This is a genomic window from Crocosphaera watsonii WH 8501 (assembly GCF_000167195.1).
Taxonomy (GTDB): domain Bacteria; phylum Cyanobacteriota; class Cyanobacteriia; order Cyanobacteriales; family Microcystaceae; genus Crocosphaera; species Crocosphaera watsonii.
On sequence record NZ_AADV02000002.1, the window covers coordinates 279,285 to 303,622 of the forward strand.

28 protein-coding genes and 1 riboswitch are annotated in these 24,338 nt (G+C 36.4%); of the genes, 16 read left to right on the forward strand and 12 right to left on the reverse strand.

From position 1 onward, the window contains the following. The first annotated feature begins 5 nt into the window (after positions 1–5). Positions 6–2,018 (forward strand): NAD-dependent DNA ligase LigA, encoded by a 2,013-nt coding sequence (gene ligA / locus CWATDRAFT_RS04895; protein ID WP_007303957.1) that lies wholly within the window; start codon positions 6–8, stop codon positions 2,016–2,018. A 14-nt stretch (positions 2,019–2,032) separates the two neighbouring features. On the opposite strand, the gene CWATDRAFT_RS04900 is transcribed toward ligA, so the two are convergent. Both CWATDRAFT_RS04900 and CWATDRAFT_RS04905 read right to left on the reverse strand, forming a co-directional pair. Then, positions 2,033–2,317, reverse strand: a complete 285-nt coding sequence (locus CWATDRAFT_RS04900; protein ID WP_007303958.1) for a small RNA NsiR4-regulated ssr1528 family protein — start codon at positions 2,315–2,317, stop codon at positions 2,033–2,035. A gap of 70 nt (positions 2,318–2,387) precedes the next feature. Further along, positions 2,388–3,029 carry a Crp/Fnr family transcriptional regulator gene (locus tag CWATDRAFT_RS04905; protein WP_007309441.1) on the reverse strand — a complete coding sequence of 214 codons (642 nt, stop codon included), beginning with the start codon at positions 3,027–3,029 and terminating at the stop codon, positions 2,388–2,390. 207 nt (positions 3,030–3,236) lie between these two features. Between CWATDRAFT_RS04905 and CWATDRAFT_RS04910 the strand changes: the two genes are divergently transcribed. Then, positions 3,237–3,836: a M23 family metallopeptidase gene (locus CWATDRAFT_RS04910; protein WP_007303960.1), complete on the forward strand. Its 600-nt coding sequence runs from the start codon at positions 3,237–3,239 to the stop codon at positions 3,834–3,836. Between the two features lie 4 nt (positions 3,837–3,840). Here CWATDRAFT_RS04910 and CWATDRAFT_RS04915 read toward each other — a convergent pair whose 3' ends face one another. Both CWATDRAFT_RS04915 and CWATDRAFT_RS04920 read right to left on the reverse strand, forming a co-directional pair. Then, on the reverse strand, positions 3,841–4,692 hold the full coding sequence (locus CWATDRAFT_RS04915) for a M56 family metallopeptidase (protein WP_007303961.1): 852 nt from the start codon (positions 4,690–4,692) through the stop codon (positions 3,841–3,843). Between the two features lies 1 nt (position 4,693). Further along, entirely contained in the window at positions 4,694–5,113 is a 420-nt protein-coding gene (locus tag CWATDRAFT_RS04920) for a BlaI/MecI/CopY family transcriptional regulator (protein WP_042711189.1), read from the reverse strand. A gap of 204 nt (positions 5,114–5,317) precedes the next feature. Between CWATDRAFT_RS04920 and zds the strand changes: the two genes are divergently transcribed. After that, positions 5,318–6,790: a 9,9'-di-cis-zeta-carotene desaturase gene (zds, locus tag CWATDRAFT_RS04925; protein WP_007303963.1), complete on the forward strand. Its 1,473-nt coding sequence runs from the start codon at positions 5,318–5,320 to the stop codon at positions 6,788–6,790. A 57-nt stretch (positions 6,791–6,847) separates the two neighbouring features. Beyond that, on the forward strand, positions 6,848–7,294 hold the full coding sequence (locus CWATDRAFT_RS04930; protein ID WP_007303964.1) for an SRPBCC family protein: 447 nt from the start codon (positions 6,848–6,850) through the stop codon (positions 7,292–7,294). Between the two features lie 145 nt (positions 7,295–7,439). Here the strand turns inward: CWATDRAFT_RS04930 and CWATDRAFT_RS04935 are convergent, their stop codons facing one another. Next, the gene (locus CWATDRAFT_RS04935) at positions 7,440–8,879 is read right to left on the reverse strand and encodes an NF041680 family putative transposase (RefSeq protein ID WP_007303965.1); all 1,440 of its coding nucleotides are present in this window, start codon (positions 8,877–8,879) and stop codon (positions 7,440–7,442) included. A 79-nt stretch (positions 8,880–8,958) separates the two neighbouring features. Here CWATDRAFT_RS04935 and CWATDRAFT_RS04940 point away from each other — a divergent pair, with 79 nt between their 5' ends. Then, entirely contained in the window at positions 8,959–9,354 is a 396-nt protein-coding gene (locus CWATDRAFT_RS04940; RefSeq protein WP_007303966.1) for a hypothetical protein, read from the forward strand. A 100-nt stretch (positions 9,355–9,454) separates the two neighbouring features. On the opposite strand, the gene CWATDRAFT_RS32920 is transcribed toward CWATDRAFT_RS04940, so the two are convergent. The 3 genes from CWATDRAFT_RS32920 to CWATDRAFT_RS04950 form a co-directional block, all read right to left on the reverse strand. Then, on the reverse strand, positions 9,455–9,604 hold the full coding sequence (locus CWATDRAFT_RS32920; protein ID WP_232287009.1) for an orange carotenoid protein N-terminal domain-containing protein: 150 nt from the start codon (positions 9,602–9,604) through the stop codon (positions 9,455–9,457). Positions 9,605–9,926: 322 nt separating this feature from the next. After that, a complete protein-coding gene (locus tag CWATDRAFT_RS04945; protein ID WP_007303967.1) occupies positions 9,927–11,552 on the reverse strand; it encodes a CocE/NonD family hydrolase in 1,626 nt (541 codons plus the stop codon). A 28-nt stretch (positions 11,553–11,580) separates the two neighbouring features. After that, positions 11,581–12,054 carry a YbjN domain-containing protein gene (locus tag CWATDRAFT_RS04950; protein ID WP_007303968.1) on the reverse strand — a complete coding sequence of 158 codons (474 nt, stop codon included), beginning with the start codon at positions 12,052–12,054 and terminating at the stop codon, positions 11,581–11,583. Positions 12,055–12,203: 149 nt separating this feature from the next. Here CWATDRAFT_RS04950 and CWATDRAFT_RS04955 point away from each other — a divergent pair, with 149 nt between their 5' ends. Continuing rightward, the gene (locus CWATDRAFT_RS04955) at positions 12,204–12,836 is read left to right on the forward strand and encodes a TetR/AcrR family transcriptional regulator (RefSeq protein WP_007309447.1); all 633 of its coding nucleotides are present in this window, start codon (positions 12,204–12,206) and stop codon (positions 12,834–12,836) included. A 90-nt stretch (positions 12,837–12,926) separates the two neighbouring features. Here CWATDRAFT_RS04955 and CWATDRAFT_RS04960 read toward each other — a convergent pair whose 3' ends face one another. Continuing rightward, positions 12,927–13,478 carry a thioredoxin family protein gene (locus CWATDRAFT_RS04960; RefSeq protein WP_007303970.1) on the reverse strand — a complete coding sequence of 184 codons (552 nt, stop codon included), beginning with the start codon at positions 13,476–13,478 and terminating at the stop codon, positions 12,927–12,929. Positions 13,479–13,576: 98 nt separating this feature from the next. Here CWATDRAFT_RS04960 and CWATDRAFT_RS04965 point away from each other — a divergent pair, with 98 nt between their 5' ends. The 3 genes from CWATDRAFT_RS04965 to CWATDRAFT_RS04970 all read left to right on the forward strand — a co-directional run bounded on the left by CWATDRAFT_RS04965 (position 13,577) and on the right by CWATDRAFT_RS04970 (position 15,191). Continuing rightward, positions 13,577–13,981, forward strand: coding sequence for an NIL domain-containing protein (locus CWATDRAFT_RS04965; RefSeq protein ID WP_007303971.1), 405 nt, complete (start codon positions 13,577–13,579; stop codon positions 13,979–13,981). A gap of 16 nt (positions 13,982–13,997) precedes the next feature. Continuing rightward, positions 13,998–14,149, forward strand: a riboswitch (cobalamin riboswitch). Between the two features lie 390 nt (positions 14,150–14,539). Then, entirely contained in the window at positions 14,540–14,716 is a 177-nt protein-coding gene (locus tag CWATDRAFT_RS37010) for a hypothetical protein (RefSeq protein WP_157134040.1), read from the forward strand. 10 nt (positions 14,717–14,726) lie between these two features. Then, complete coding sequence (locus CWATDRAFT_RS04970) at positions 14,727–15,191, forward strand: hypothetical protein (protein ID WP_007303972.1); 465 nt, start codon at positions 14,727–14,729, stop codon at positions 15,189–15,191. A 237-nt stretch (positions 15,192–15,428) separates the two neighbouring features. Here CWATDRAFT_RS04970 and CWATDRAFT_RS32925 read toward each other — a convergent pair whose 3' ends face one another. Then, on the reverse strand, positions 15,429–16,454 hold the full coding sequence (locus CWATDRAFT_RS32925; protein ID WP_071892152.1) for an IS701 family transposase: 1,026 nt from the start codon (positions 16,452–16,454) through the stop codon (positions 15,429–15,431). A 184-nt stretch (positions 16,455–16,638) separates the two neighbouring features. Continuing rightward, positions 16,639–17,298: a transglutaminase-like domain-containing protein gene (locus tag CWATDRAFT_RS04980; RefSeq protein WP_007303974.1), complete on the reverse strand. Its 660-nt coding sequence runs from the start codon at positions 17,296–17,298 to the stop codon at positions 16,639–16,641. A gap of 296 nt (positions 17,299–17,594) precedes the next feature. On the opposite strand from CWATDRAFT_RS04980, the gene CWATDRAFT_RS04985 reads away from it, so the two are divergent. From CWATDRAFT_RS04985 to CWATDRAFT_RS05015, 7 genes are all read left to right on the forward strand, one after another. Then, complete coding sequence (locus tag CWATDRAFT_RS04985) at positions 17,595–18,956, forward strand: AAA family ATPase (protein WP_007303975.1); 1,362 nt, start codon at positions 17,595–17,597, stop codon at positions 18,954–18,956. Between the two features lie 5 nt (positions 18,957–18,961). Next, complete coding sequence (locus CWATDRAFT_RS04990) at positions 18,962–19,813, forward strand: ParB/Srx family N-terminal domain-containing protein (protein WP_007303976.1); 852 nt, start codon at positions 18,962–18,964, stop codon at positions 19,811–19,813. Positions 19,814–19,952: 139 nt separating this feature from the next. Next, positions 19,953–20,231: a hypothetical protein gene (locus tag CWATDRAFT_RS04995; RefSeq protein ID WP_007303977.1), complete on the forward strand. Its 279-nt coding sequence runs from the start codon at positions 19,953–19,955 to the stop codon at positions 20,229–20,231. 97 nt (positions 20,232–20,328) lie between these two features. Further along, the gene (locus CWATDRAFT_RS05000; protein WP_007303978.1) at positions 20,329–21,507 is read left to right on the forward strand and encodes a M20 family metallopeptidase; all 1,179 of its coding nucleotides are present in this window, start codon (positions 20,329–20,331) and stop codon (positions 21,505–21,507) included. Positions 21,508–21,681: 174 nt separating this feature from the next. Next, positions 21,682–22,263, forward strand: a complete 582-nt coding sequence (locus CWATDRAFT_RS05005; RefSeq protein WP_007303979.1) for a helix-turn-helix domain-containing protein — start codon at positions 21,682–21,684, stop codon at positions 22,261–22,263. Between the two features lie 64 nt (positions 22,264–22,327). After that, positions 22,328–22,969 (forward strand): transposase, encoded by a 642-nt coding sequence (locus CWATDRAFT_RS05010; protein ID WP_007303980.1) that lies wholly within the window; start codon positions 22,328–22,330, stop codon positions 22,967–22,969. Positions 22,970–23,387: 418 nt separating this feature from the next. After that, on the forward strand, positions 23,388–23,831 hold the full coding sequence (locus CWATDRAFT_RS05015; protein WP_007303981.1) for a DUF29 domain-containing protein: 444 nt from the start codon (positions 23,388–23,390) through the stop codon (positions 23,829–23,831). On the opposite strand, the gene CWATDRAFT_RS05020 is transcribed toward CWATDRAFT_RS05015, so the two are convergent. Beyond that, positions 23,821–24,003, reverse strand: coding sequence for a hypothetical protein (locus CWATDRAFT_RS05020; protein WP_042711191.1), 183 nt, complete (start codon positions 24,001–24,003; stop codon positions 23,821–23,823). The two genes, CWATDRAFT_RS05015 and CWATDRAFT_RS05020, sit on opposite strands and share 11 nt — an antisense overlap. Positions 24,004–24,338: the final 335 nt, after the last annotated feature.

Below are 24,338 nucleotides of genomic sequence, written 5' to 3' on the forward strand. Positions count from 1 at the left end.
AAATAATGATTGAACAACGGATACAACAACTAAGACAACAACTACAAAAAGCGAATTATGCTTACTATGTTCTTGATAATCCCATTATGGAGGATGCTGTTTATGATCAGTTATATCGGGAACTAGATACATTAGAAAAGGAGAATACTCATTTAATTACTTCTGATAGTCCCACCCAAAGAGTAGGGGATAAACCTGCGTCTCAATTTGTTTCTCTTGCCCATAATATTCCTCTTTATAGTTTAGAAAATGCCTTTAATTTAGAGAATTTACAAGCTTGGCAAAAACGATGGCAACGATATAGTGAAAAGGAAAACATAGAATCTGCTGAATACGTTTGTGAATTAAAAATTGATGGCTCTGCCCTAGCTTTAACCTACGAAAATGGTTTGTTAATTCGAGGTGTAACTAGAGGAGATGGAACCACAGGAGAAGATATTACCCAAAATGTTCGCACCATTCGTTCTATTCCTTTAAAGTTAAATTTAGAAAATCCTCCCCCTATTATAGAAGTCCGTGGAGAGGCTTTTTTACCCCTAGATGAATTTGACCGCATTAATCAACAAAGAGAAGAAAATGGAGAGGCTTTATTTGCCAATCCTCGTAACGCTGCCGCCGGAACATTACGACAGTTAGACCCCAAAATTGTCGACCAGAGACGCTTACAATTTTTTGCCTATACTTTGCATCTTGAAACCACAGACATAAACAGTCAATGGGAGTCTTTAAACTATTTACAAAATAGTGGGTTTTTAGTTAATACTCACCGCAAATTATGCCCATCTCTTGAGGAAGTAGCTGACTATTTTCAGCAGTGGGAAACCGAGAGAAAAGACTTACCTTATATGACAGATGGTGTTGTCGTAAAAATTAATGATTATTCTCTGCAAAAAGTGTTAGGGTTTACCCAGAAATTCCCCCGTTGGGCGATCGCCTTAAAATATCCCGCAGAAGAGGCCCCCACTATAGTTAAAGATATCATAGTCAATGTGGGCAGAACGGGGGCTGTTACCCCCATGGCAGTTATGGAACCGGTTCATTTAGCCGGGACAACGGTACAAAAAGCCACCCTTCATAACAGCGATCGCATTAAGCAACTGGATATCCGTGTGGGAGATACGGTGATTATTCGCAAGGCAGGGGAGATTATTCCCGAAGTTGTCCGTGTTTTGGATGATTTACGCCCCCCCAATACCCAACTCTACCAAATGCCGTCTCACTGCCCTGAATGTGATTCTACTTTGAAGCGTCCCCCAAACGAAGCGGTTACTCGCTGCATGAATCTTTCTTGTGGGGCAATTTTACGGGGTAGTTTGGTTCATTGGGCTTCACGGGATGCTTTAGATATTCGCGGTTTAGGAGAAAAAATTGTTATCTTACTAATTAATAATGGTTTAGTTAATTCCCTTGCCGATTTATATGATTTAACCCCCGAAAAAATTGCCAATTTAGAACGCATGGGTAGCAAATCTGCAAATAATTTAATAGAGGCTATTGAGGGCAGTAAAAAACAGCCGTTTTCACGGGTTTTATATGGTTTAGGTATTCGTTATGTGGGTAGTGTAACTGCTGGTTTATTGGCGGAAAACTTCCCTAGTATGGAGCAATTATCTCAGGCTTCTTTCTCTGATTTAAGTTCTGTGTATGGCGTAGGAGAAGAAATTGCCCAGTCAATTATTGATTGGTTTAGTATCGAAAAAAATTGTGATCTAATTCAACAATTAGAAAAAGTTGGGTTACAATTAGAAGCAACTAAATCTAAAACACCCACTGTTGATTCTCCCTTAACTCCTTTTGCGGGCAAAACCTTTGTTATTACTGGTACTTTACCTAGCTTAAAACGGAATGAGGCCAAAGCTTTAATTATGGAAGCAGGAGGAAAAGTAACCAGTTCCGTTAGTAAGAGAACTGATTATTTATTGTTGGGGGAAAACCCAGGTTCTAAGTTAACTCAAGCCGAAAAATTAGGAATAACTCAACTCAGTGAAGCCGAATTTTTAACTCTTGTAAAAAAATAAGTAATCTGTTCTGATTATTTTGCACCGTAGTAAAAGGCAATCTCTTTATCTTTGAGTGGAACAAATTCTGCGGAGGTTAGACGTTGATTGAGTTCTTCCATTGAAAGATGTTTGGCTCCAATACGGACAATACGAGAGCGCATGGTATTGGTGACACCACTGCGTTGACGTTGCCCTTCTAATGCCATAACCTCGTTATATAGGTTTAATTTTTCAGGTGGGATGGGTGTTCCGTCTAAATCAAGACCCTTAGAGATCGCAGAATCAACTGCATCAGCACCAGTAGTAGAAGATGTCATAAAAAACTGTTTAATTATGTGAAAAATCTAATCTAAACTATATCATAAGCCTGTCTCATCCAAAACATAATCAGTTAAAATTAGCATCAGATTTAGAATAGGAATGGAACTTAACAGAAGTAATAATAATATGGCGATCGCTATCAAAACCAAGCCATCCTTGACGTTGAAATTCTCCCAACAAACGAGTTACTGTTACCCTTGTAGTAGCAATAGCATTGGCTAAGTTTTGATGGGTTAAACGGACCTTAATCCGAGTTCCCTCTTTTGTGCTTTCCCCTAACTCTTGTTGAAGTAAATAAAGTAATTGTTGTAAGCGATCCTCAACCCTTTTTAATCCCGAAATAGCTAATAACGCTTCTGTCTGACGCATTCGACGGGCTAACTGACTAAAAGCCATTTGACTTAACTCAGCAGAGTTGCTTAAATCTTCAATCCCGTACCATTTTAAATAAAGATTGGATAATCCTTTAACTTGATAAGAATTTACAAAAGTTAACCAGGAACCAAAAAAAGTTCCGGGTTGCGCCCAACCTAACAAAATTTCGTCCCCTTGGGGAGATAGTTGACTTAATTGAGCAATACCACGATCAACTTGCCAAATACCCTCGTTAACAAGGGGTATGGTTTGGCCTCGCTCATAAAAGTGTATTCGCTCCTCCTCCGTCTCTTCAAGGGCCAAAGGTTGCGTCGGGTTGTAGGCTAACAGCATTTTAGTTTTACTCTTTCCACCATCAAAGGACAATACTTCATGAAACAGTCTAAAAGATGAAGGTAAACATTGGGTAATCATGAGATTAAAAGACTTAAGAACATTGAAGCAACTTTACAAAAATCCATTTTCTGCTACAGTGGCTTACAACTCTTTAACTTTCTTAAGAAAGTATCTGGGTTTACTCCTACACTTAATCAGTAACCGATGAAATCATTATCCAATCGATTAATTATTGCTGGTGTGAGCATTTTTGTTTCCCTTATATCCCACACCATAGTTGTGGCCTCTGGAGAAGAAGAAACCGGGGTCAAGTTACGTCCTATCCCTTCGGATCGCTATTTACCCCAAACCCCTGTATCTCCCCGAGGTTATATTTGGCCCTCTCAAGGCAACCTTACCTCTGGTTTTGGTCCACGTTTTGGTAAACTGCACACAGGGGTTGATATTGCTGCCCCCATTGGTACTCCCATTGTTGCTGCGGCCTCTGGTGTGGTGGTGTTTGCCGGTTGGAGTAATAAAGGTTTAGGTTATCAAGTGAGTATCCGTCACCCTGATGGCAATGTTAGTGTTTATGGTCATAATCAACGACTGTTGGTGACTTCAGGCCAAAATGTAGAACAAGGCCAACAAATTGCAGAAATGGGCAGTACAGGATTTAGTACAGGACCCCATCTACATTTTGAAATTCGTCCTGGAGGCAGAAAGGCAATTAATCCCATCGCTTTTTTACCGGGTCAAAGACCAGATTTAACCCCCCAACAAGCGGAGTTAATTAGGCGTAGAAATTCAGGAGATTTTCAATAACTTTTCAACCATGAAAAGGAATAGAAACTAATGGCAATAGAGTTATTAAAACGGGATACCATTCAATGCCTTTGAAACGAACATAGTCTGATTCATCAAATAAGGCATTGATTCTTTCTTCTAGTCGGTTTTCTAGGTCAAGATCATGAAATCCTGCCGCCATTACTCCCAAAGGATTTGCTGTTACTATTCTATTAATTTCTTGAGCGATAATAAGTAAGGATTCTGCTAAAATTAAGGGATCGACTGTTTCGGCCGCCTTTTGATCGGCGCGGATTTCTCTTAATAGTAATAAATCTTGCCAAAGTTTATTAGTTTTCGGTAACCAAAAACTAATCCTTTTTAGCCAACCTAACCAGAAAAACCAAAAAGTATCATGATAATAAGCGTGTGCTTGTTCGTGGGCGATAACTGCTTTTAAATGTGCATCATCTAGGGTTGTTAAAATACCGTTACTAATGATAAGTTCTGAGTCCCAAAAGCCTACTTGTGCGCTATAGGGTAAATTAGTTTCTAGAATTTTGGCGTGAGTATTATAAATATTTTTTTGGGGATAACTCTTTATTTTTTGCAGAGACGAGCATCCTTGATATGTAATTTCTAAACCTCTGATGACAGCAAATAACAAGAAAAAAACTGCTAATAAATAACTGAAACGACTTGCCTGGAAGCCTAGCATTTGTCCATGATAACCCATAAAAATGACGGCCATCGCTGTCATTAATAATAGTAAAGGTGGTGCCATAAAAGCCAGCAGCGATCGCTGCCAGTGACTTAGGCCATAAGAACAGAGAGAAAATATTAAACGTATTCCTATAGCCACTGCTAAAGCCAAGAAAATCATAACTGAGTGCATATTAAGGAGTCCCCCGTTGACGGCGAATGGCTTGGAGACGATTTGCGATCGCCTCTAATCTTTCTAAACTACTTGCATCTAAACTATCAGCAAACGACGCTACCATATCAGGGTTACTAATAGCAAGAAATTGTTGTAATTGTTCATAAGCTTGTAAAGCTTTGGCTTGTTCACGGGACATTAAAGGTTCCCAGGTAAAAGCTTTATTATTTTTGGAACATTTGAGCCAACCTTTTTTAGTTAGACGGTTTAAAACGGTGGTAACAGAAGCATAAGCTAATTCCCGTTCTGGATCGGCTAAAATGTGATCGTGTATTTGTTTAACGGTAGCTTGGCCAAAGTCCCAAATAATTTCTAAAATTTCTGTTTCTAGGATTCCTAAAGACAATTTTTGGGGACGATACTCTGGTAAAGGAGACATAGGACAATGTTCTAAACAACTGACTAAAACAACAACCAACTCATGGTGCTGTTGCCTGTCATTTTACTAATATTTTTCAGTTATCAACGGCAAATATTCTTAAAATTTAAGACTTACTACATAATTATAACCCAACTTCCTAACCTTGGTTATTTGTTTGATATGATTACAATATGTAAAGAAAATGAGACAAGGAACTAAAGAATGCGAGTTGCGATCGTTGGTGCAGGTTTAGCAGGGATGGCCACGGCCATGGACTTAGTAGACGGGGGTTGTGAGGTGGAAATCTTTGAATCTCGTCCTTTTGTCGGCGGAAAAGTGGGCAGTTGGGTAGATAAGGACGGAAATCACATCGAAATGGGTTTGCACGTCTTTTTTGGCTGCTATTATAATCTTTTTGCTTTAATGAAAAAAGTCGGGGCGATCGATAATTTACGCCTCAAACAACACACCCACACTTTCATTAATAGTGGGGGAAAAATTGGGGAGTTGGACTTTCGTTTCGCTGTTGGTGCGCCATTACACGGGTTAAAGGCCTTTTTTACTACGTCCCAACTCTCGGCGATCGATAAAATGGCTAATTCTTTAGCCTTGGGAACCAGTCCTCTTGTACCAGGTTTAGTCAACTTTGAGGGAGCGATGAAAACCATTCGCAACCTAGATTCTATCAGTTTTGCGGACTGGTTTCGTCAACATGGGGGCAATAATGGCAGTTTACAACGGATGTGGAACCCCATCGCTTATGCGTTAGGGTTTATCGATACGGAGAATATTTCTGCCCGTTGTATGTTAACCATTTTTCTCTTTTTTGCCACAAAAACAGAAGCTTCTATCCTAAGAATGTTAGAAGGCTCTCCCCATGAGTATCTTCATAAACCCATCACTAACTATTTAGAAAGTCGTGGTGTAAAAATTCATACCAGACGTAGAGTCAGAGAAATTTTATATACAGAAAATAATAATAATATTGAAGTTACGGGGTTAGTTATTCCTAATGGAGAGAAAGAAGAAACTATCACCGCGGATGCTTACGTTTGTGCTTGTGATGTTCCTGGAATTAAAAGATTGATTCCTGATGATTGGCGTAAGCTATCTCTGTTTGATAACATCTATCAGTTAGAAGCGGTTCCGGTGGCGACTGTACAACTGCGTTTTGATGGTTGGGTGACAGAGTTACAAGACGAAAACAAACGGAAACAGTTAAAAGAAGCGGCCGGAATTGACAATTTATTGTATACAGCCGATGCTGACTTTTCTTGTTTTTCTGACTTAGCTTTAAGTAGTCCTGGAGATTATTATAAGGAGGGAGAAGGCTCATTACTACAATTAGTTTTGACTCCGGGTGATCCTTTTGTTAAAGCGAAAAATGAAGACATTGCTAACCATGTTTTAAAACAAGTTCACGAGCTTTTTCCCTCTTCACGGGAGTTAAATATGACTTGGTATAGTGTGGTTAAACTAGCTCAATCTCTGTATAGAGAAGCTCCAGGGATGGATGTTTATCGTCCTTCTCAAGCTACTCCTGTCCCTAACTTTTTCCTCGCAGGGAGCTACACCCAACAAGACTATATTGATAGTATGGAAGGGGCAACCATTTCGGGTAAACAAGCAGCAAAAGTTATCTTAGAAGCAGCAGAAACCCTTAAAAAATCCCCCCAGGTTTCTACAATTCGCTAAAATGAGCATAGGGGTGGGCAATGCCCACCCTACGTTTAATTGTTATGTAAATATAAAATGTCTAATTGGTTGGAACATAGCGTACAAATTGAAGTCGATGCTCCCATGGAATTAGTGTGGGGATTATGGTCGGATTTAGAACAAATGCCACAATGGATGAAGTGGATCGACTCGGTTAAAATATTAGATGAAAATCCAGAACTATCTCGCTGGAAATTGGCCAGTGGTGGGCTGGAATTTACTTGGTTATCGAAAATTTTAAAGGTCGTTCCCCATCAAATCATACAATGGGAGTCGGTGGACGGTTTACCCAATCGTGGAGCAATTCGCTTTTATGATCGACAAGGGAGTAGTATTGTCCGCTTAAGTGTTGCTTACGGTATTCCAGGATGGTTAGGTAAACTTATGGATAATTTATTTTTAGGTAGAGTGGTAGAATCAACTATTATGGCTGATCTAGAAAGATTTAGGGATTATGCTATGAAAGCGAAAGAAAATCAATAGTTCATGTATTCTAAATTTTGGACTTTGGACAAAAAAATTTTGTTAGCGTATATTTTACGCTAAACTAAAATCCCAAAATATCGGCTCTGTATCAGTCAATAAAATTGGCTGACAAATAGGGCTAATCTATAGATTCTGAGGAAAACTAAGGAGCTTTTAAGTTTTCAGTTGATTTTTTGCTCCCTTTCTTGATAACATCATGACGAGTTCGTGGGGCTTTTTTGTAACCTTTAATACGTCCGGAAGAAAAACCTCGACGTTTGGGAAATTTGGCGAAAGTCCCCAAGGTCGTAATTATTCTTGAAAAGTCTCTTTGAACTAGACTAGGGGTGATTTTGATGGATTTATTAGTCTTCAAATACTGTTCCCAATCACGGGGTAAAACCACAGCTAATTTTCTGGCAGCCCACAAATTTACATAAGAAAGAAGTGTTAGTTTAAACCAATTTTCTTCATGATGTACATCGGGAGTTAAATAAGATGTCATCAATAATCTTTGTTTACCAAATCGAAAAAGATGTTCCATGTCATAACGTTGTCGATAACACTGATAACAATCAACTAAACTTAACTCATCGCGCCGAGAACCAATAACAATAAGCCACATAGGTTTCCAAATACTATTTCTTTCTTGAGCTCTGACAACAATCTGGAGTAAAGTAAAGGGGTGATTGTTCATTTTATAGTTTTTAGTTCCTCTCATTAACATCTGTTTCCATCCCGAAATAGTCACTGTTAATTGACGACCTTTTTTCGTTGTAAAGGGAACATGATGAACTTCATCAGGTTCAGTCCAAGTTTGGTCATCTTTAAGGTCAAATTTATCCCCATACCAACGGGGATGTCCCGAAGTTTTGGCTTGATTTTGGTCCCGAATAAATTGACGATAAAAAACTCGGTCACTTCTAACTCTTGTAATAGTAACTAGGTCTTCATGCTTAACTTGTTCCCCAATAAAATCCTTTTGGCTGTAGTCACTATCAGCCACTAAGACAGATAATTTATCAGAAAATAAAGAACTTTGCCAGATTTTTTTTAGTTGTTGATTGCCTTGATTTACTCCTTTATGTTTAGAGGGGACTCGCTCTCCTGATAAGGGGACAGCCCAAGGGACTTTTTCTGTGTCTATTTGGTCAGGTAAAGCGCAGACAACGGAATAACAATGTCCAATATTAATGGGTTTATTTCCCTTAATTGGATTGGGGTAATGAATAAAGGTTTTATCCGCTAACATTTCGGCAAACGGTCGTGGACAGGGAGTTGTGTCAATACCAAATAAGTTATAATGTTTTGAAGTGGGAGAAATTGTTCTCGATACCGCTGAAAATAAAGTCTCAATTCTCTGTTCATAATTAGGGTCAGTTTGAGTGGGTAAAAACTCTTGAATTCCTCTATATAAACTGTTATAATCTCTTCTAAATAAAGGATTGAGAGACAATTCAACAACTGAGTGAGCTTGTTGGTTACTGGAGAGGGCATCGAGTAATTCTATAATAGTTTCTTTTCTAGCTTTTAGTCCTTGGAAGAGGTTAGACCTCCACACCAGGAATTCCTCGACAGACGTAGCCGTTTCATTTTTGGTCATTTTTAAAATTTATTACCTTATAAATTAGCGGAATATATACGCTAACATCAAAAGAGGTTGTTTGTTACAGTTAAGGCTAATGTCATCACATTCCGAACTTAAGACCAGTCAAGATGTCCACCTGAGAGCCAAACAAATTAAGAGTCTAATTCGCTCTCTTAAACAGAAAATAAAGAAAATTGAACGGGAAGGGGAAGTAGCACCAGCTAATTGTCATATTATTCTTTATCAGGTTAATCGAAAGGGAACAATCTACTGGTATTATAAACTACAGGCTGCTGAATCAATTTTTCCTATGGCCACTAATAATGAGAAAAAAACCAAATATAAATATTTAGGACGAGCCGGAAGTTCTGCTCATATTGATGCTGTAGAAAAACTCACTAGAAGAAATCTCATTGATGAATTAGAACGAGTCATTCAATCTCTAACTGAAAGCTACTTAGATATCTATATTGGAACCGAAACTGAATGAAGCTATTTAATATTTAAAATCCCCTAAAAAGATGGAAAGAGAGTTTTTAAAATCACCTTAATTCTCTATTTTAGCTCTGGAGATATGTTTAGCGTAAAATTTACGCTAACAATTGTTTTTTATCCAAAGTCCAAGTATAAGCTACCCAAAGTAAACCTAGCTTGTCATCGGTGCTAAGGCTTTGAAATTGCTCGGTAACAGAATTAACATCGAGAGCCTGAGTGTTAAAATTGGGTGCTGTATATACCATGATTTATATTAGAATCTTTGTACACTTAATAGTTAGTTCAGAGTGAGGCTTGTTTGATTGCCTTGCTCCTTTCTTTTTCCATTATGTAACATTTCTTTAAGATTTGCAAATAAGCATTATATATACTTGACATAGCCTATTGTATATAGTAATGGAAATCACGTAAATCAGAGGTAGACTGGGTGACGGGGTGACGGGGTGACGGGGTGACGGGGAGTGTGGGGAGGATGAAGATATGGTTAATTTTTTGTCTTCCCATCCTTAATAGTGATCTATAGTCTTTAAGCGGTTGTCTATTTCTGTAATATTAATTTTTTGATATTTAATTAATAGGTAATATAATTTCTGATATTTGTTCAGGGTTACTCCATACTTTTATTGTAATAGTTTTAGCATCAAGTAATTGTTCTTCGTTGGGGGTTTTTCCTGTTCCTGTATTCAAAGCATAAGCAGGAAAACACGCACCACTTAAACTAAGTCTTAAACAGCTATCTTTTTTAATTTTGATACAAGTAGGTTGTAAAGCGATAGTTATGGGTAATTTATCTGAGTTTATTCTTATATAACCTTGACTAAAATTATAAACTTTTCCGTCGGGTTTTACTTCTGATAAGATGGCACATATATCAAAACTTTCTGTATCTGCTGTACAATAAATTCTAACAAAAGGTGTACCACTAATTGATAAATCTTCTGTTAATTTATCAGAGGGATAAGTTATAATATCAAAACGTTCATCTAATTGAGAACGGTCAAATGATCCCGACGGAATACTAGCATGACCCCCTAAAGATGGCACTGGCCGCCAAGGATCATGAACAATAATATCATTAACATTATCATCAGGAATATTATCAACTAATTGACCATCATCATCTTTAACATTAGCTAAACCTTGACTAAAAATATAGTAACTTTTCTCTTGTATTGTTTCCCATTTTTTAGAATATTTCCATTGATTACTTTCCATTTCAAATAAAGAGATAGGTTGAGAAAATAAGTGATCTATCTCTTTCCCTTTTAAAAAATGATCGAACCAATCAATTTGATATTGATCAACAAAACTAATAGCTGCTTTTGTGTAGTTTTTGCTACCTATTTTTGAACCCCAAGGAAGATGACCCCAAGGACCAATAATCAAATTTTGAGGATAGATACTCTTAGTTTTCATAGCATTATATAGATTAATCGTTCCCCGTAAATAAGGGTCAAACCATCCCCCAATATGTAGCATAGGTAAATCTAGTTTATCTATCAATGTTTTAGGGGATAATTGCGACCAATAATCATCAAAATAAGGATGATTAATCCAGTCATGATAAAAAGAATCAGAAGCCAACTCTTTCATCAAGTCTGGATAGGCAATAATGGGGTCTGATAAGGGTAAATTTCGTGATGCTTTGTAGAGTTTATGGAAAGCGTTAATATCCCCTTTCAATCTAGCTGTTTCGGCCGCTAATTGTATCGCCCAACCCAAATTAGTTTGTAAACAAAATGCTCCATTTTCATATCCCCAATCATGATATAAATCATAAGCAACCATAGCAGGACATATAGTTTTTAATACTTCTGGTTGAGTGGCAGCAGCAAATAATTGGGTCATACCTTGATAAGAAAACCCATACATTCCTACATTTCCTGTACTTCCAGGTAAATGAGAAAGCCAATTTATAGTATCAAAACCATCATCTATTTCCTTAGCAAATAAATTAAACTCTCCTTGAGATGTCCCCCGTCCCCTAACGTCTTGAATCACTACAATATATCCGTGAGAAGCGTACCAAATAGGATGAGCATAGACTACGGTAGAGGCTATTTTTTTTCCATAAGGTTGTCTCATCAATAAGATAGGAAAAGACTCGTTGCTCTGGGGTCGATAAACATCAGCATCGAGACGCACTCCATCCCGTGTAGTGAAAGATAAAGTTTCTTGTTTAACCTGATACATTTTTGTGTTTCTAAAGAGTGATAATTAACTACTTTGTAACCGAATTACATCCGTAAGTTTCGATTAATTTTTCATCATTATCATCAGCAATAGTAGCCACTAAAGTAATAGCGAGAGAAATTTCCCCTGGAGATAAATCCTCAACAGTACGCTGAGTTAAAACAACAATTTGATTATTCATAATTCCGAAACGAGTTTCTAGGGTTTCCTCTCCATTCATCTCCAGTAACTTGCGCATTAAACCTAATTCATCTTGAGCAGGAAGGGTTAAGACTGGGGACCAAACCGTTAACAAATCTTCTTCCTTTTCTCCTGTTAGCTGAACATAAGTTTCTACACTACCATATTGAAACTTCCAGAGGTATCCTTGCTCATCATGATGTACCATCGCACTATCATTTTCTTGTAAACTATCGATAACTGTTTCTATGGCTTCTTGATGGCTGATTTCGGTGCTAGTAAAATTATCGGGTAAGGTGTATTCTGTGGTTGAGTTAGTCATAATAAACCAATAATGGTGAGTGAGTTGAGGGCATACTGTCCTATTATCTCTTGTTAAGGGAAAGAAAAAACAACTTTTGTGAAGATATTTAAAAATTTAGGCCCTCTTGGGAGAAAATAGTCTGAGTCCTTATGCTTATGATTATGGTAATGTCAGGTTTTCGATCTACTTTTGTCTCTAAAACCCTTAATACCTCTAATACAGAAGAAGATACACGATCGCGTATTCTCAAAGCAGCTTTACGTCTATTTGCTGCTCAAGGCTATGATGGTACAACTACCAAAGAGTTAGCTAAGAAGGCAAAGGTAGCAGAAGGAACCATCTTCCGTTATTTTCCTAATAAAAAAGCTGTTTTAATCGAAGTTGCTACGGAGGGGTGGGTGGAAATTTTAACGGACTTATTAACAGAATTAAGCGAGATGGGAAACTATAAAGCAGTTAGGGAAGTTATGCGACGACGGGTGTTAAGAATGCAGGAAAATAATGATTTATTAAGAGTCTGTTTTATCGAGGCACAATTTCATCCAGAATTACAGGAAAAAATACAGTCAGAAGTGATTATTAAAATGACAGATGTAGCAGAAGCTTTCTTTGAAACAGCTATGGAACAAGGCATTTATCGTCCCATGAATCCTAAAATTGTTGCTCAAGTTTTCTTAGGAATGTTTGCCATTGCCGGGTTTTCTTCGCAGACAATTATTTCTCCAGAAGCATCTCCCAAAGCCTTACAAGAAATGGCAGAAGGTATTGCTGATATCTTTCTCCATGGGGTTTTAGCTTAACAATTAACAATTAATAATTAACAATTAACAATTATTTTTCCCTAGTAGAAAGTGAGAATGAAGATAAAAATTCTTCATTCTACATTCTACTTATCCAGACTTAGCCTGGGAGCTATGACTACGAGGATCACTAATGGGGTTATTGGGGCTTTTTAAATCCGAGGTTTCTCCGGTGGAAGCGGCGTAAGGTAAGGTTTGATGGTCAATTAAGGCTTCTAAGTTTGCTTGCATAACGGATGAAGGTTGTTCGCCGATCGCTTGGGCGATCTCTTTTCCTTGATCGTCGATAAAGACAAAATGAGGGATACCATCCACCCGATAACGCAAAATTTCGGGTAACCATTTATTATTATCCACGTTGAACATGACAAAGTTGACCGAATCTCCATATTTCTGCTTTAATTGAGCTAATTCTGGAGCCATAGCCTGGCAACTGGTACACCAATCAGCATAAAATTCTGTTAAGGTGGGTTTCCCGTTGGCGATCGCTACTTCTATGGGGGTTGAGTCTTTGGCTTGACTTTCTAGAGAAACGGAGCCAGTTTGGGTTTGAAAGCCAAAAAATATCGCTATACTAAGGGTAATGGCAGCAACAGCGATAAGGGTATTTCTGATACGATTAGCATTAACAACTTCAGACATATAAGTTCTTAAACAAAAAAAATTTTAACCTCTTATCCATTTTATAATATTTCCTCTACTTTGAAAGCTGATATCAATTAGTCGCCTTAAATTTAACCATGAAAAAACGAGTTACTCTTACTTTTCCTAAGCGTACAGTACAAATGCCGTTAACCTATCGTTTGGCAAGAGATTTTGATATTGCTGCTAACATTATTCGCGCTCAAGTTGCTCCTAATCAAGTGGGAAAGTTAGTGTTAGAATTGTTGGGGGATATTGATGCGATCGAAGCAGCTATTGATTGGATGCAATCTCAGGAGATTGATGTTTCTTTAGCTAGTCGTGAAATTAGTATTAATGAGGAAAAATGTGTGGACTGTGGTTTGTGTACCGGAGTCTGTCCCACAGAAGCTTTAATACTTGAGGCAGATACTTTTAAGTTATCCTTTCGGCGTTCCCTTTGTATTGTTTGTGAACAGTGTATTCCTGCTTGTCCGGTGCAAGCAATTTCTACTACTTTCTAATAGTATAGAAATATGATAAGCTACTAAGGTATTCGGTTCTAATGGAGATCAGCCATTAGAGTTAACGGGGAAAGATCGGTGTAAATCCGTCGCTGTCCCGCAACTGTGATGAGATTAGTCTTGAAGAAATCTCTTAGTCAGAATGCCCGCCGATAAGTTAATCCACGTTCGTAATCGTCTGCTAGGTACAGATTGTGGTCAATATGATTAGTCTGGGGAAGTATTCTCCTCAAAGGTTTTTTGTTCAAAAGAGGGCTATAGATTCGTGTTTGGAAGTCTTGCCCCAATCCCCAAAAGTTTATTGCCAACGATGACTTAGAAAATGAGACTTGAATCCATTCCTAATTTTTGGCAATTCTAAGTCTCAGTTTATAACCTTTTATAACCTGTTATGAGTTGTTGTACAGGTGTTTAACCTATCTTACCTAATCCCAAAGCCTCTCATAGAAACCCCTTTTAACTTGTAGTGGTCAAAACCTTGACCTGAAAGGTTTTGACGATATTTAGTCAGTTTCAGATAAAGGGGGTATTAAAACCGGATTTGGTATAAAAAGAATCTTGAGAAAAAAAGGAGAGAAATTGATGCAAAAATCGAGTGTATTTTCTAAAATCAGGTTGACAGTATTGACCTTGAATTCAAATCTGTTTGGTTTATCAATAGATGAGAGCAAACAGCTTTATCCAGAGCAATGGACTACTGCTCCCATCCTGTCGCTAGATATCAAGCGTGTTTAGGAGGTACCGAATGAGTGAAGTAGCTGATAGATCGAATTGGCATCAAGATTTTATTGCCAGTAACTTGCTGGTCCTTGGCTATAATGCTTGGGCTGGTCATCTTAGTCAGAAGCGTGGAGCGATCGTTTGCAGCCTGAATTCTCCGATGGTGGGTGTTGCTGGCGAATCATTCAAAACTTATTTTATCGGACGTTCTCGCCTTGTGCCGTTTTTGAATGCTTGGTTAAAGGCTCCTGAGAGGGCAATTTTGCCCCATCACTTTATGATTGCTCATATCTTAGAAGTTGTCGATAATTATTCTCCAACCAGAGAAATTGTTTTCTTGCTGGAGTCTTTCGATGAGGCAACGTTCTTTTACTTGAAAAACCTACCCATTACACCACCTCAATGCTACGAGCAAGTACGTAAAACTTGGGATGAATTCCAGCCAGGAGTGAATGCTTGGCAAGATGAACAACTTCCAAGGGTCGATTAAGGTAGTCCAGGAGCTAGGGTGTTCAATTTGTGGGAATTTGCACAAAAATCGTTTGCTCTACTTTCCTCCTGTGGGAATGGTTTGAAACGCCGATTACCACAGGACACAAACCCAAAAGAGTAGGAGTTACGCATTGACAAATTAACTTAAATATGAGTAGCTTTAAAGAGAGACAACGATCGCTAATTATTAGAGTCATTAAAATTGACGTAATAATAACAATAACTAATCTATAAATTAGGCTGATAATTTCAAATTTATTTGCTCTAAAATAAAATTCCGATTAACTTCAATAGACAATTCTCTTTGGAGTTGATACCAATTATCAATTAACTCATTAGCTCTCATTAATTCAAGTTTAATAAAAGCCCGTAAAGAACTAAAGAAATGGGTCAATATAGCTTCTGATTTTCTGACTATAAATTTATTGATACCACATAATTGTTTGAGCGCACGATGGTAACATTCAATAATCCAATGAGTTGTTTTCAACAAAGTAAATAGAGTTTTATCTGTTTCTCTTAAGTCTTTATTTTCTTTGTCAAATAAAATATAAAAACGAAGCATCCCGTTTTTGAAATGTTTCTTAAATACTTTAACTTCGCCAAACTCTTTTAAGTAAACAATTGTCCCATTTTCCTCTATTTCTAAGCTTTCAACGGATTGATATTGTCCTTTAACGATTGATACTTGTCGATTTTTAGCTATTCCTATCATGAAACCTAATTCTTGTTTTTTCAAAAATTTAAGGTTCTCTTTAGATGAATACCAACTATCACCAGTTACATAAATTGGCCTCAGTCCCCAAGCTAAAACTTCCGATAGCATCATCCGAAAATAATCATTTTTAGACAGATTATCTTCTTTATCATAAAGTCGATAATTTAGAGGGACTGAAATTCCATTAGGGTCAGTATATAATAAAGTAACTAAATTAATTCCTTTGATAGTTTTATGTTTATTTCCTGACCAGAAATAACCAATAAATTTACTTAATTTAGGATTACTATAAAGTTTTTCAATGACTGTATCATCAATACTTAAGGTTCCCCCACTCAGTTCAATGTGCTGTTTAAATTCATTGAATAAATCAACAGGTTTATAGCTTTCTCTTAATAAAAAACGGTTAACACTATCATGAGATAAATCCTCAAATATCTCGGATAAACGATTACAACCCGAATATTTGGATTCAGCAATTAAATAGTAAGTATAGAGTTCTAAATGACATTTAGCCGTTGATTTCTTCGTTATAGTTCGGATATCTACCTCCAGTTCTTATAATCCTCTCTATTTTATCAGTTTTTTGCTTTTTGTTAACAGCGATAGCTTTCTCTGTTTGGACTATGCACATTGTAAACCATCTGTCAATGCGTAACTCCTAGTACCAATAACCTTGTATTTTAGCTGCATTCCAAGCGTGTCCCTGTCCATAAAAATTGCTTATTTATGTTCGAGAATCACCAACAATAATAAGAATTTCTTCATTAATTGCTTTACTTAATGCCATTAATAAATTAGCATATCCTTGACAAACTGCTTGACGAGTTTTAAATACAGTTTGAGGATCTTGAGGTGGATATTCTCCTGAAAAATAAGCATCTGCATCATAAGAAATACGAGTCGCTACATAATCATGAAGTGCTTTAATTCTTTGAAAAGGATCAGATTCATGATCAGCGATATAATTAGCAACAGATTTAATGCTAACCTCTTCATTAGCGGGAATATTCATAACCAGAGGATGAGGTTTATTTCTATTTGATAACCATAGATTTTTGTCAGCTATGGTTATGGGTTTTTCAACTTTAGTAAAAACTGTACTATTATAAATTTCTGTTATCTGATAACTTTGATTACCTTGAGTATAATTTTGAGTATAATAAACGAGTGTTGCAATAGCTATGAGATAACCTAGCAAATGTTGTAAATTAACTCGTCTCCAATAACGTTTGATTCTATCTAGAAAATTAGGACGACGAGGAACAAAATAAGAATATTGACGACGCTTTTTTATTTTTTGTTGACGAATTGTATAAATAAGATAAGCAACTAAAAGAAGAGTAATAGCAATTAAAATACCGATAATTATATAAAATATAACCATTATTGATCAATGTCTCTAACTATTAAGCTATTGATAGTATTCCCAAACAATACTGAAAATTATAATGTTCAACTATCTTTACAAAAGAAACAGGGATTTTACTTAATTCACCACTTATAATCAAGATGTAATTTAAAAATTCAGCAATTGTACTGTTTTCTACTCAGTATATACTTAGGGATAATAAGTGTGATAAGCTGTTTAATAGTAGTTAATGTTACTTTTAACTTATTGTTCCTAACCATTTCTGTTATTTAATTTTATCCTCTATCTTTTATTATTGAGGAAATAGTCAATTGCAATTTCAACCTAGATCCTGTCATAATGAAAGGGAAGTAGAGAGTAAGCTAATTGTTCAATATTTGCTCCCAAAATTAGGGTATTCTTCTGATAACTGGTATCAAGAAGTAAGCTATGGAAATATTCGTTTAGATTTTTCAACCGTTGCTGTTAAAAAAATGAAAAATCTTTCTTCTTGTGTTGTCATTGAAGCGAAACATCCTAGAGAAAATTTAGATCATCATGTGCGTCGTTTGGGACATTATTTGATGAAAACTAAAAGTTTTTATGGAGTGTTAACCAATGGGAAAGAATTCCGTATTTATCAGCGATCGCAGGATAAATTAAAGTTTCTCTTTTGTTGTCAAGGAGAGAATATTGCTAACAATCTCAACAAAATCAATGCTTTGATTGGTAAAGAGAGTTTAACCAAGAGATTATCTACTTGTCAAGCTGTTTATGTCCCGAAAGTTTCTCAATCACCTATTAAGGAGTTACCTAAAAAATCTATGAAAGTTATTGCTGTTTACCACCATAAAGGTGGTGTCGGAAAAACCACCGTAGCTACTAATTTAGCTGCTGCTTTTAGTAACCAAGGAAAACGAGTTTTATTGATTGATATTGATGCTCAAGCAAACACAATTTTTGCTACTGGTTTAATTAAATTTCAGTTCGATGATGACGATGATTTGAAAGATAAAAATGTCTTTCATTTACTACACAACAAACAAATACAAGTTGCTGATGTTGTTAGAAAGTCTCAAGGATTTAACCAACCAGAAGTTGATGTGATTCCCTCTCATATTACATTAATTGAACGTCAACGTGATTTATTAAAGAAAGCTGCTAGTGCTTTCAGATTAGCTAATAAATTAAACTTAGTTGAAAACAATTATGATTTTGTGCTTATTGATACACCTCCATCTCTAGATTTATATGCACAAGCTGCATTAATTGCTGCTGATAGTTTAATTATCCCTTCTGACTTAAAGCCATTTTCTAATCAAGGTTTAAATAGTGTAAAAAATTTCATTGATGAGGTAATTAACTCTAGCAAAGAAGAATTAAATAAACCATTACTAAAAATCATGGGTGTTTTACCGTCTAAAATTTCTACTCATCATAAATATCTTCAGTATACATTTCCCAAACAAAGACGAGTTATTTCTGATAACTACAATTTTCCTATAATGGAAAACACAATTTCTGAAAGAATGTCTTTATCTCAATGTATTAACCAAAGTATAACAGTAGGAGATTTAGAAATTCCCGATCCTAAATCAATTTTTAATTACGCAAATAATGTTTCTTCTGCAAATACCTCTGCTGCTGAGTTTGAATCATTAGCTATTGAAATATTAGAAAAAATAGGAGCTTAATAATCATGGATTTTTTCTTAATTGATGTTGATACCATTAAGTGTTCTATACCTTATTCTAAAGTACAAGACTACGAGAGACAAATTGATCGGCTTGCTAATCTTATCTTAGATTCTGAAGGGATTATTAATCCTGTATTTGTTAAAAAAATTGGTTCTAATTCTTATGAATTAGTTTATGGAGAAATAGAATACTATGCTATGATGAAAGTCGGCAAAATAGATCCAGAAAAGGGAGAATCTATTGCGGCATTTATCATTAAGGAAGATCAACAAGAATTAATTAAACAACAGATTTATTTTTTGCGAAAATCTTTATCAAATGAAAAAAGTACAGAGGAAAGTCAATCATTAAATAGTGAGTTAGTCTCAACTGTAAATAGTAACTATAATAAGTCAAATTCAGTACAGAAAGACATTCATCAAATCCATGAACAATTAGAATCTCTCATAGAAATGAATACAGCAAAAGGATTGAAAAGGTTACTCAGAAAACAGCTAGAAAGTATTATTACTGAAGCTGAGACAAAGAGTAAACAAGAAGCAATACAATACCTTAAAAATTCCCAAGCTGAATTACTATATCAAAAAAATAAAATTGATGATCAAATACTAGAACTAAGTAAAGTCAATTTAATGGATACAACTTATGATCAATTATCTACACTGATGCAACAAGCAGGAAGTAATATCACTCAAATAAATGCTAGTTGGAAAGCTGTTGAATATTGGCGAAAATCTGATCAAGAATTAACTTGGGATAATTTGAAAAAATTCACAGTTAATAAGTCCAAAGAAAAGATAAAAGGGTTTGCCATTGGGACTTACCAAACTTTAAAAAAAGTTGCTTATTTGTAACTTTTAAACCCTTCAAGTTAATCATTGGATAATACTAGGGACATAATCTATTATGTCCCTAAATACCGCTATAATATTGAAAGAAAGAATATATAGTTAATTCAAATAATATCTTCTTAATAGGAAGACTAATTAAACCATGTCAACCAAAGAACAGCTACTAAAAGAAATTGAACAATCTCCTGACTATCTCATCGAAGAAGTCTTAAACTTCCTACTCTTTGTTAAACTTCGTTTAAAACAAAAAATAACTACTAATACTAATTTAGAAACCCATTCTATCCAAGAAAATTCTATTTTAGAAATGATAGATGAAATCACCCAAGATATTCCAGAAAGTGAACTGGAACAACTCCCAACTGATTTCTCTAAAAATTTAGATCATTACTTATACGGTTTACCAAAAGTTGAAGAATGAAGACAGTATTTGCAGATACTTTGCAGCCTATCGATAACTTGAAGATACTTTATAATAATAATTAACCTCAAACAATGCCAAATCCTCACCGTTTCCTATGCTGTCCCAAATAAAAACCCTTGCTGAAGAACTTGCACCCAGATTAATCGAAATACGTCGTCATTTCCACTCACATCCAGAATTAAGCGGACAAGAATACCAAACCGCAGCCTACGTTTCAGGGGTTCTCTCATCCTATGGTATTCACGTACAAGAAGCCGTAGGAAAAACAGGGGTTGTCGGCAACTTAGAAGGAAATGGTACAAAAAAAGGAATTTTAGCCATCCGCACCGATATGGACGCTCTACCCATCGAAGAAAGGACAAAACTAGAGTTTGCCTCATGTAAGTCTGGGGTAATGCACGCCTGTGGCCACGATGTCCATACCACCCTTGGCCTAGGAACTGCCATGATTTTAGCCCAGTTACGAGACCAATTACCCGGTAACATCCGCTTCCTATTCCAACCCGCCGAAGAAATCGCCCAAGGAGCAAGCTGGATGGTTCAAGATGGGGCGATGCGAGATGTGGATAGCATTTTTGGAGTTCATGTCTTTCCCTCCCTTACAGCCCGTTCTGTGGGCATTAGGTACGGAGCCTTAACCGCAGCAGCAGATGATATTGAAATCTTTATCCAAGGAGAGTCCGGCCACGGGGCCCGTCCCCACGAAGCGGTTGATGCTATCTGGATCGCATCCCAGGTTATTACCACCCTACAACAAGCTATCAGTCGCACCCAGAACCCTCTACGTCCCCTAGTTTTGACCATTGGCCAAATAACAGGAGGCCGCGCCCCCAATGTCATCGCCGATCAAGTAAGAATGGCCGGAACCGTGCGATCGCTCCATCCAGAAACCCATGCTAACTTACCAGAGTGGATAGAAGGCATTATTGCCAATGTCTGTAATGCTTACAACGCCAAGTATGAAATGAACTATCGTCGGGGAGTGCCTTCGGTCCAAAATGACATTAACCTGACACAAATAATAGAAAGTGCTTGTCGAGAAGCATGGGGCAATGATCTTGTCGAGATATTACCCGAACCCTCCCTAGGGGCCGAAGATTTTGCCTTATACCTAGAACACGCCCCCGGCACAATGTTTCGCTTAGGGGTAGGCCACGAGAAAAAAGATAACTATCCCTTGCATCATCCCTTATTTGAAGTAGATGAGTCAGCCATTGTTACCGGGGTTGTTACCTTAGCTTACTCCGCTTGTAAATATTGGGGAATACAGTAACGTGAGTTCGGAGTTCGGAGTTCGGAGTTCGGAGTTGTGATTTTTTTAAGGAGAGAATGGGGGTGCGATTCGTTCAGCTAGAAAGCCTGTACTAAATACAGGTGTGTAGCTAGTGCAGCTTGGCGAAAGTAATCCACCAGATTTTTACAGAAACTTTCGTGACTAGCCACGACAATGTGTTTCAATGAAACTAACGGAAGAATCTCGAAGTTGATGTCCATGATAAAAGCATTGCCAATTAACCTCTCCAACCTACAGAAAACAGTACTCCAACAAATAGTGGGAGGGACAACAAACCCCTATCGCCTTGTTAGACGAGCCAAGCTAATCTTAGCCGCAGCATCAGGAGAGAGCAATAGTTCGATTAGTCGAAGATTAGAATTAGACCGAGTACAAGTGCGTCAGTGGCGATCGCGATGGTTTGAGGAGAGAGAAAAACTGAGTGCCGCCGAAGAACAACAGGTAACGGAGAAAGCATTAATGGTCTTGATCAAAGGAATTTTAAGCGATCGCCCAAGACCTGGAACAACAAAATCCTTTACGGTCGAACAAGTAGTCCAGATTGTAGCGATCGCTTGTGAAGAATGTGAAAAATCAGACAGACCAGTGAGCCATTGGACACCTTCAGAGTTGGCGGATGAAGCCATAAAAAGAGGAATTGTCGAAAAGATTTCCCCCCGTAGTGTGGGGCGTTTTTTAAAAAGAAGCGACATTACAACCACATCTCGTTCGTTACTGGTTAAATGCCAAAATTGATGATCCCTTAAAATTTAAAAAGCAAGTCAAATATATCTGTGAACTTCATCAAGAAGCTAAAACTTTGTTAGAACAAGGAATTCATTTAATTAGTACAGATGAAATGACAGGGATTCAAGCTCTTGAGAGATTATTTCCGAACAAAAGAATCAAGCCTAAACAAGTAGAAAAAATCGAATTTGAATATGAAAGACACGGAACTTTAAGCTTGATTGCGAACTGGGATGTGGCAAGAGGAAAAGTTGTTAGTCCCTCTATTGGACCGACAAGAACAGAACAAGATTTTTCTGAACATATCCAGAGAACGATTAAGATTGATGAAAAAGCAGAATGGATTTTTATTGTAGATCAACTCAACACTCATAAATCGGAAAGCTTAGTCAAATTAGTAGCAGAAAGCTGTGGAATTACTATTGATTTGGGGAGAAAAGGAAAGGAGGGGATTTTGCAATCTATGGACAGCAGAGCAGATTTTTTATCAGATGAATCTCATCGAATTCGCTTTGTTTATGTTCCCAAACATACATCGTGGCTTAATCAAATTGAGTGTTGGTTTTCGATCTTAGTCAGGCGTTTACTCAAAAGAATTACTGTCCGTTCAACTGAAGAACTATCCCAAAAAATTCTCAATTTTATTGATTACTTTAATCAACATTTTGCTAAGCCGTTCGTTTGGAAATTTAAGGGCTTTAAAGATCATAAGTGACTGGTTGATTATTTTTGCCAAGCTGCACTAGTAAAATCAGGTAGTTCATTCATGATAGATTCTTAAGGTAATGTAACAATAAATACTGTGTGGATAGATATATTTTGTCATTGACTGACATTGTAGTGGTTTAACACTGTTAAAGCCAATATATTAACCTATCTAAAATTTTGGGTTACGATGGATTTATATATTCTTGTTATAATCTAGATTATAATCACGTAACCCACCCTACTATTATCTTAATGATTATCTTAATATTTACTTCTAGAAATAACTTTAACCTTAAATACAGCAACTTAGGGCATAATTGTACATTGACCTATAATCATTATCTAGAGCATAGTGGACAGTTTAAAAATTGCACACTTGATTAAAATGAAAGCATAACCTAAATATCTGATTAGGAGTTAATATTATGAAGTCCATTGAAGCACCCCAAAAAACTAATCTTTATGAAACAGATTATATTTTATGGATAGAAGAACAAGTAAAAGCACTAAGTGAACATAACGAAAAAGCACTTGATTGGTATAATCTAAAAGAGGAGATAAATAGTCTGGGGAAAGAACAAAATAATGCTATTCATAGCCTTTTGAAACAAATTATTATCCATAGATTAAAGTTAAATTATACAAATAAAAAGTTATCTAGAAATCACTGGATTAATGAAATAGATGACTTTCAAGATGAAATTGAAAGAAGATTAACGAAAACACTTTTAAATAAAATTAATCTTGAAACTGAATATGAACGAGCAAAACGTAAGGTTTTAAGACTTTATAATGTCAAATTACCTGATGTTTGTCCTTATACTTTTGAAGAGTTAATGAGAAGATTCCCATATAGCACTACGCATTAATGGCATCTATTATTTTTCTGAAACTTTCAATACTAGATTTTTGATAATCTTTAAATAAACAACTAACTAATATTTCTAGGTTGTCTTTATCAGTATCAGAAATACTTTCAAAAACTCGTACTGCTTCAGAATCAAGTTGTAAAGTTAAGGCGGATTTTTTCTTGGTTGACATAATTGATAATTGAGAACTAATCTAAACACTACCTTATCTGGAATTATGTTAATCTTATTCTCTCTTCCAGTCTTAAACATTAAACAAATCTTAAAAAAATTAGGACAAATATAAGAACACACCAAAAAATCCGTTAAAATCAAGAATCCGTAGTATAACTTGTCTTAACAAACATCTATAGATCAAAACCCTTTGGGTTAGATAATATGTGAAGTAGAAGCCCGTTGATCCAAGCAACAGTTCAACACTTGTCCTTCTAAAGACACAGGTTAAACCAAGAACCATTGACCGATCGATCCTTCCTTGACCATTACTTAAGCTGCGGTTTAGTTGCA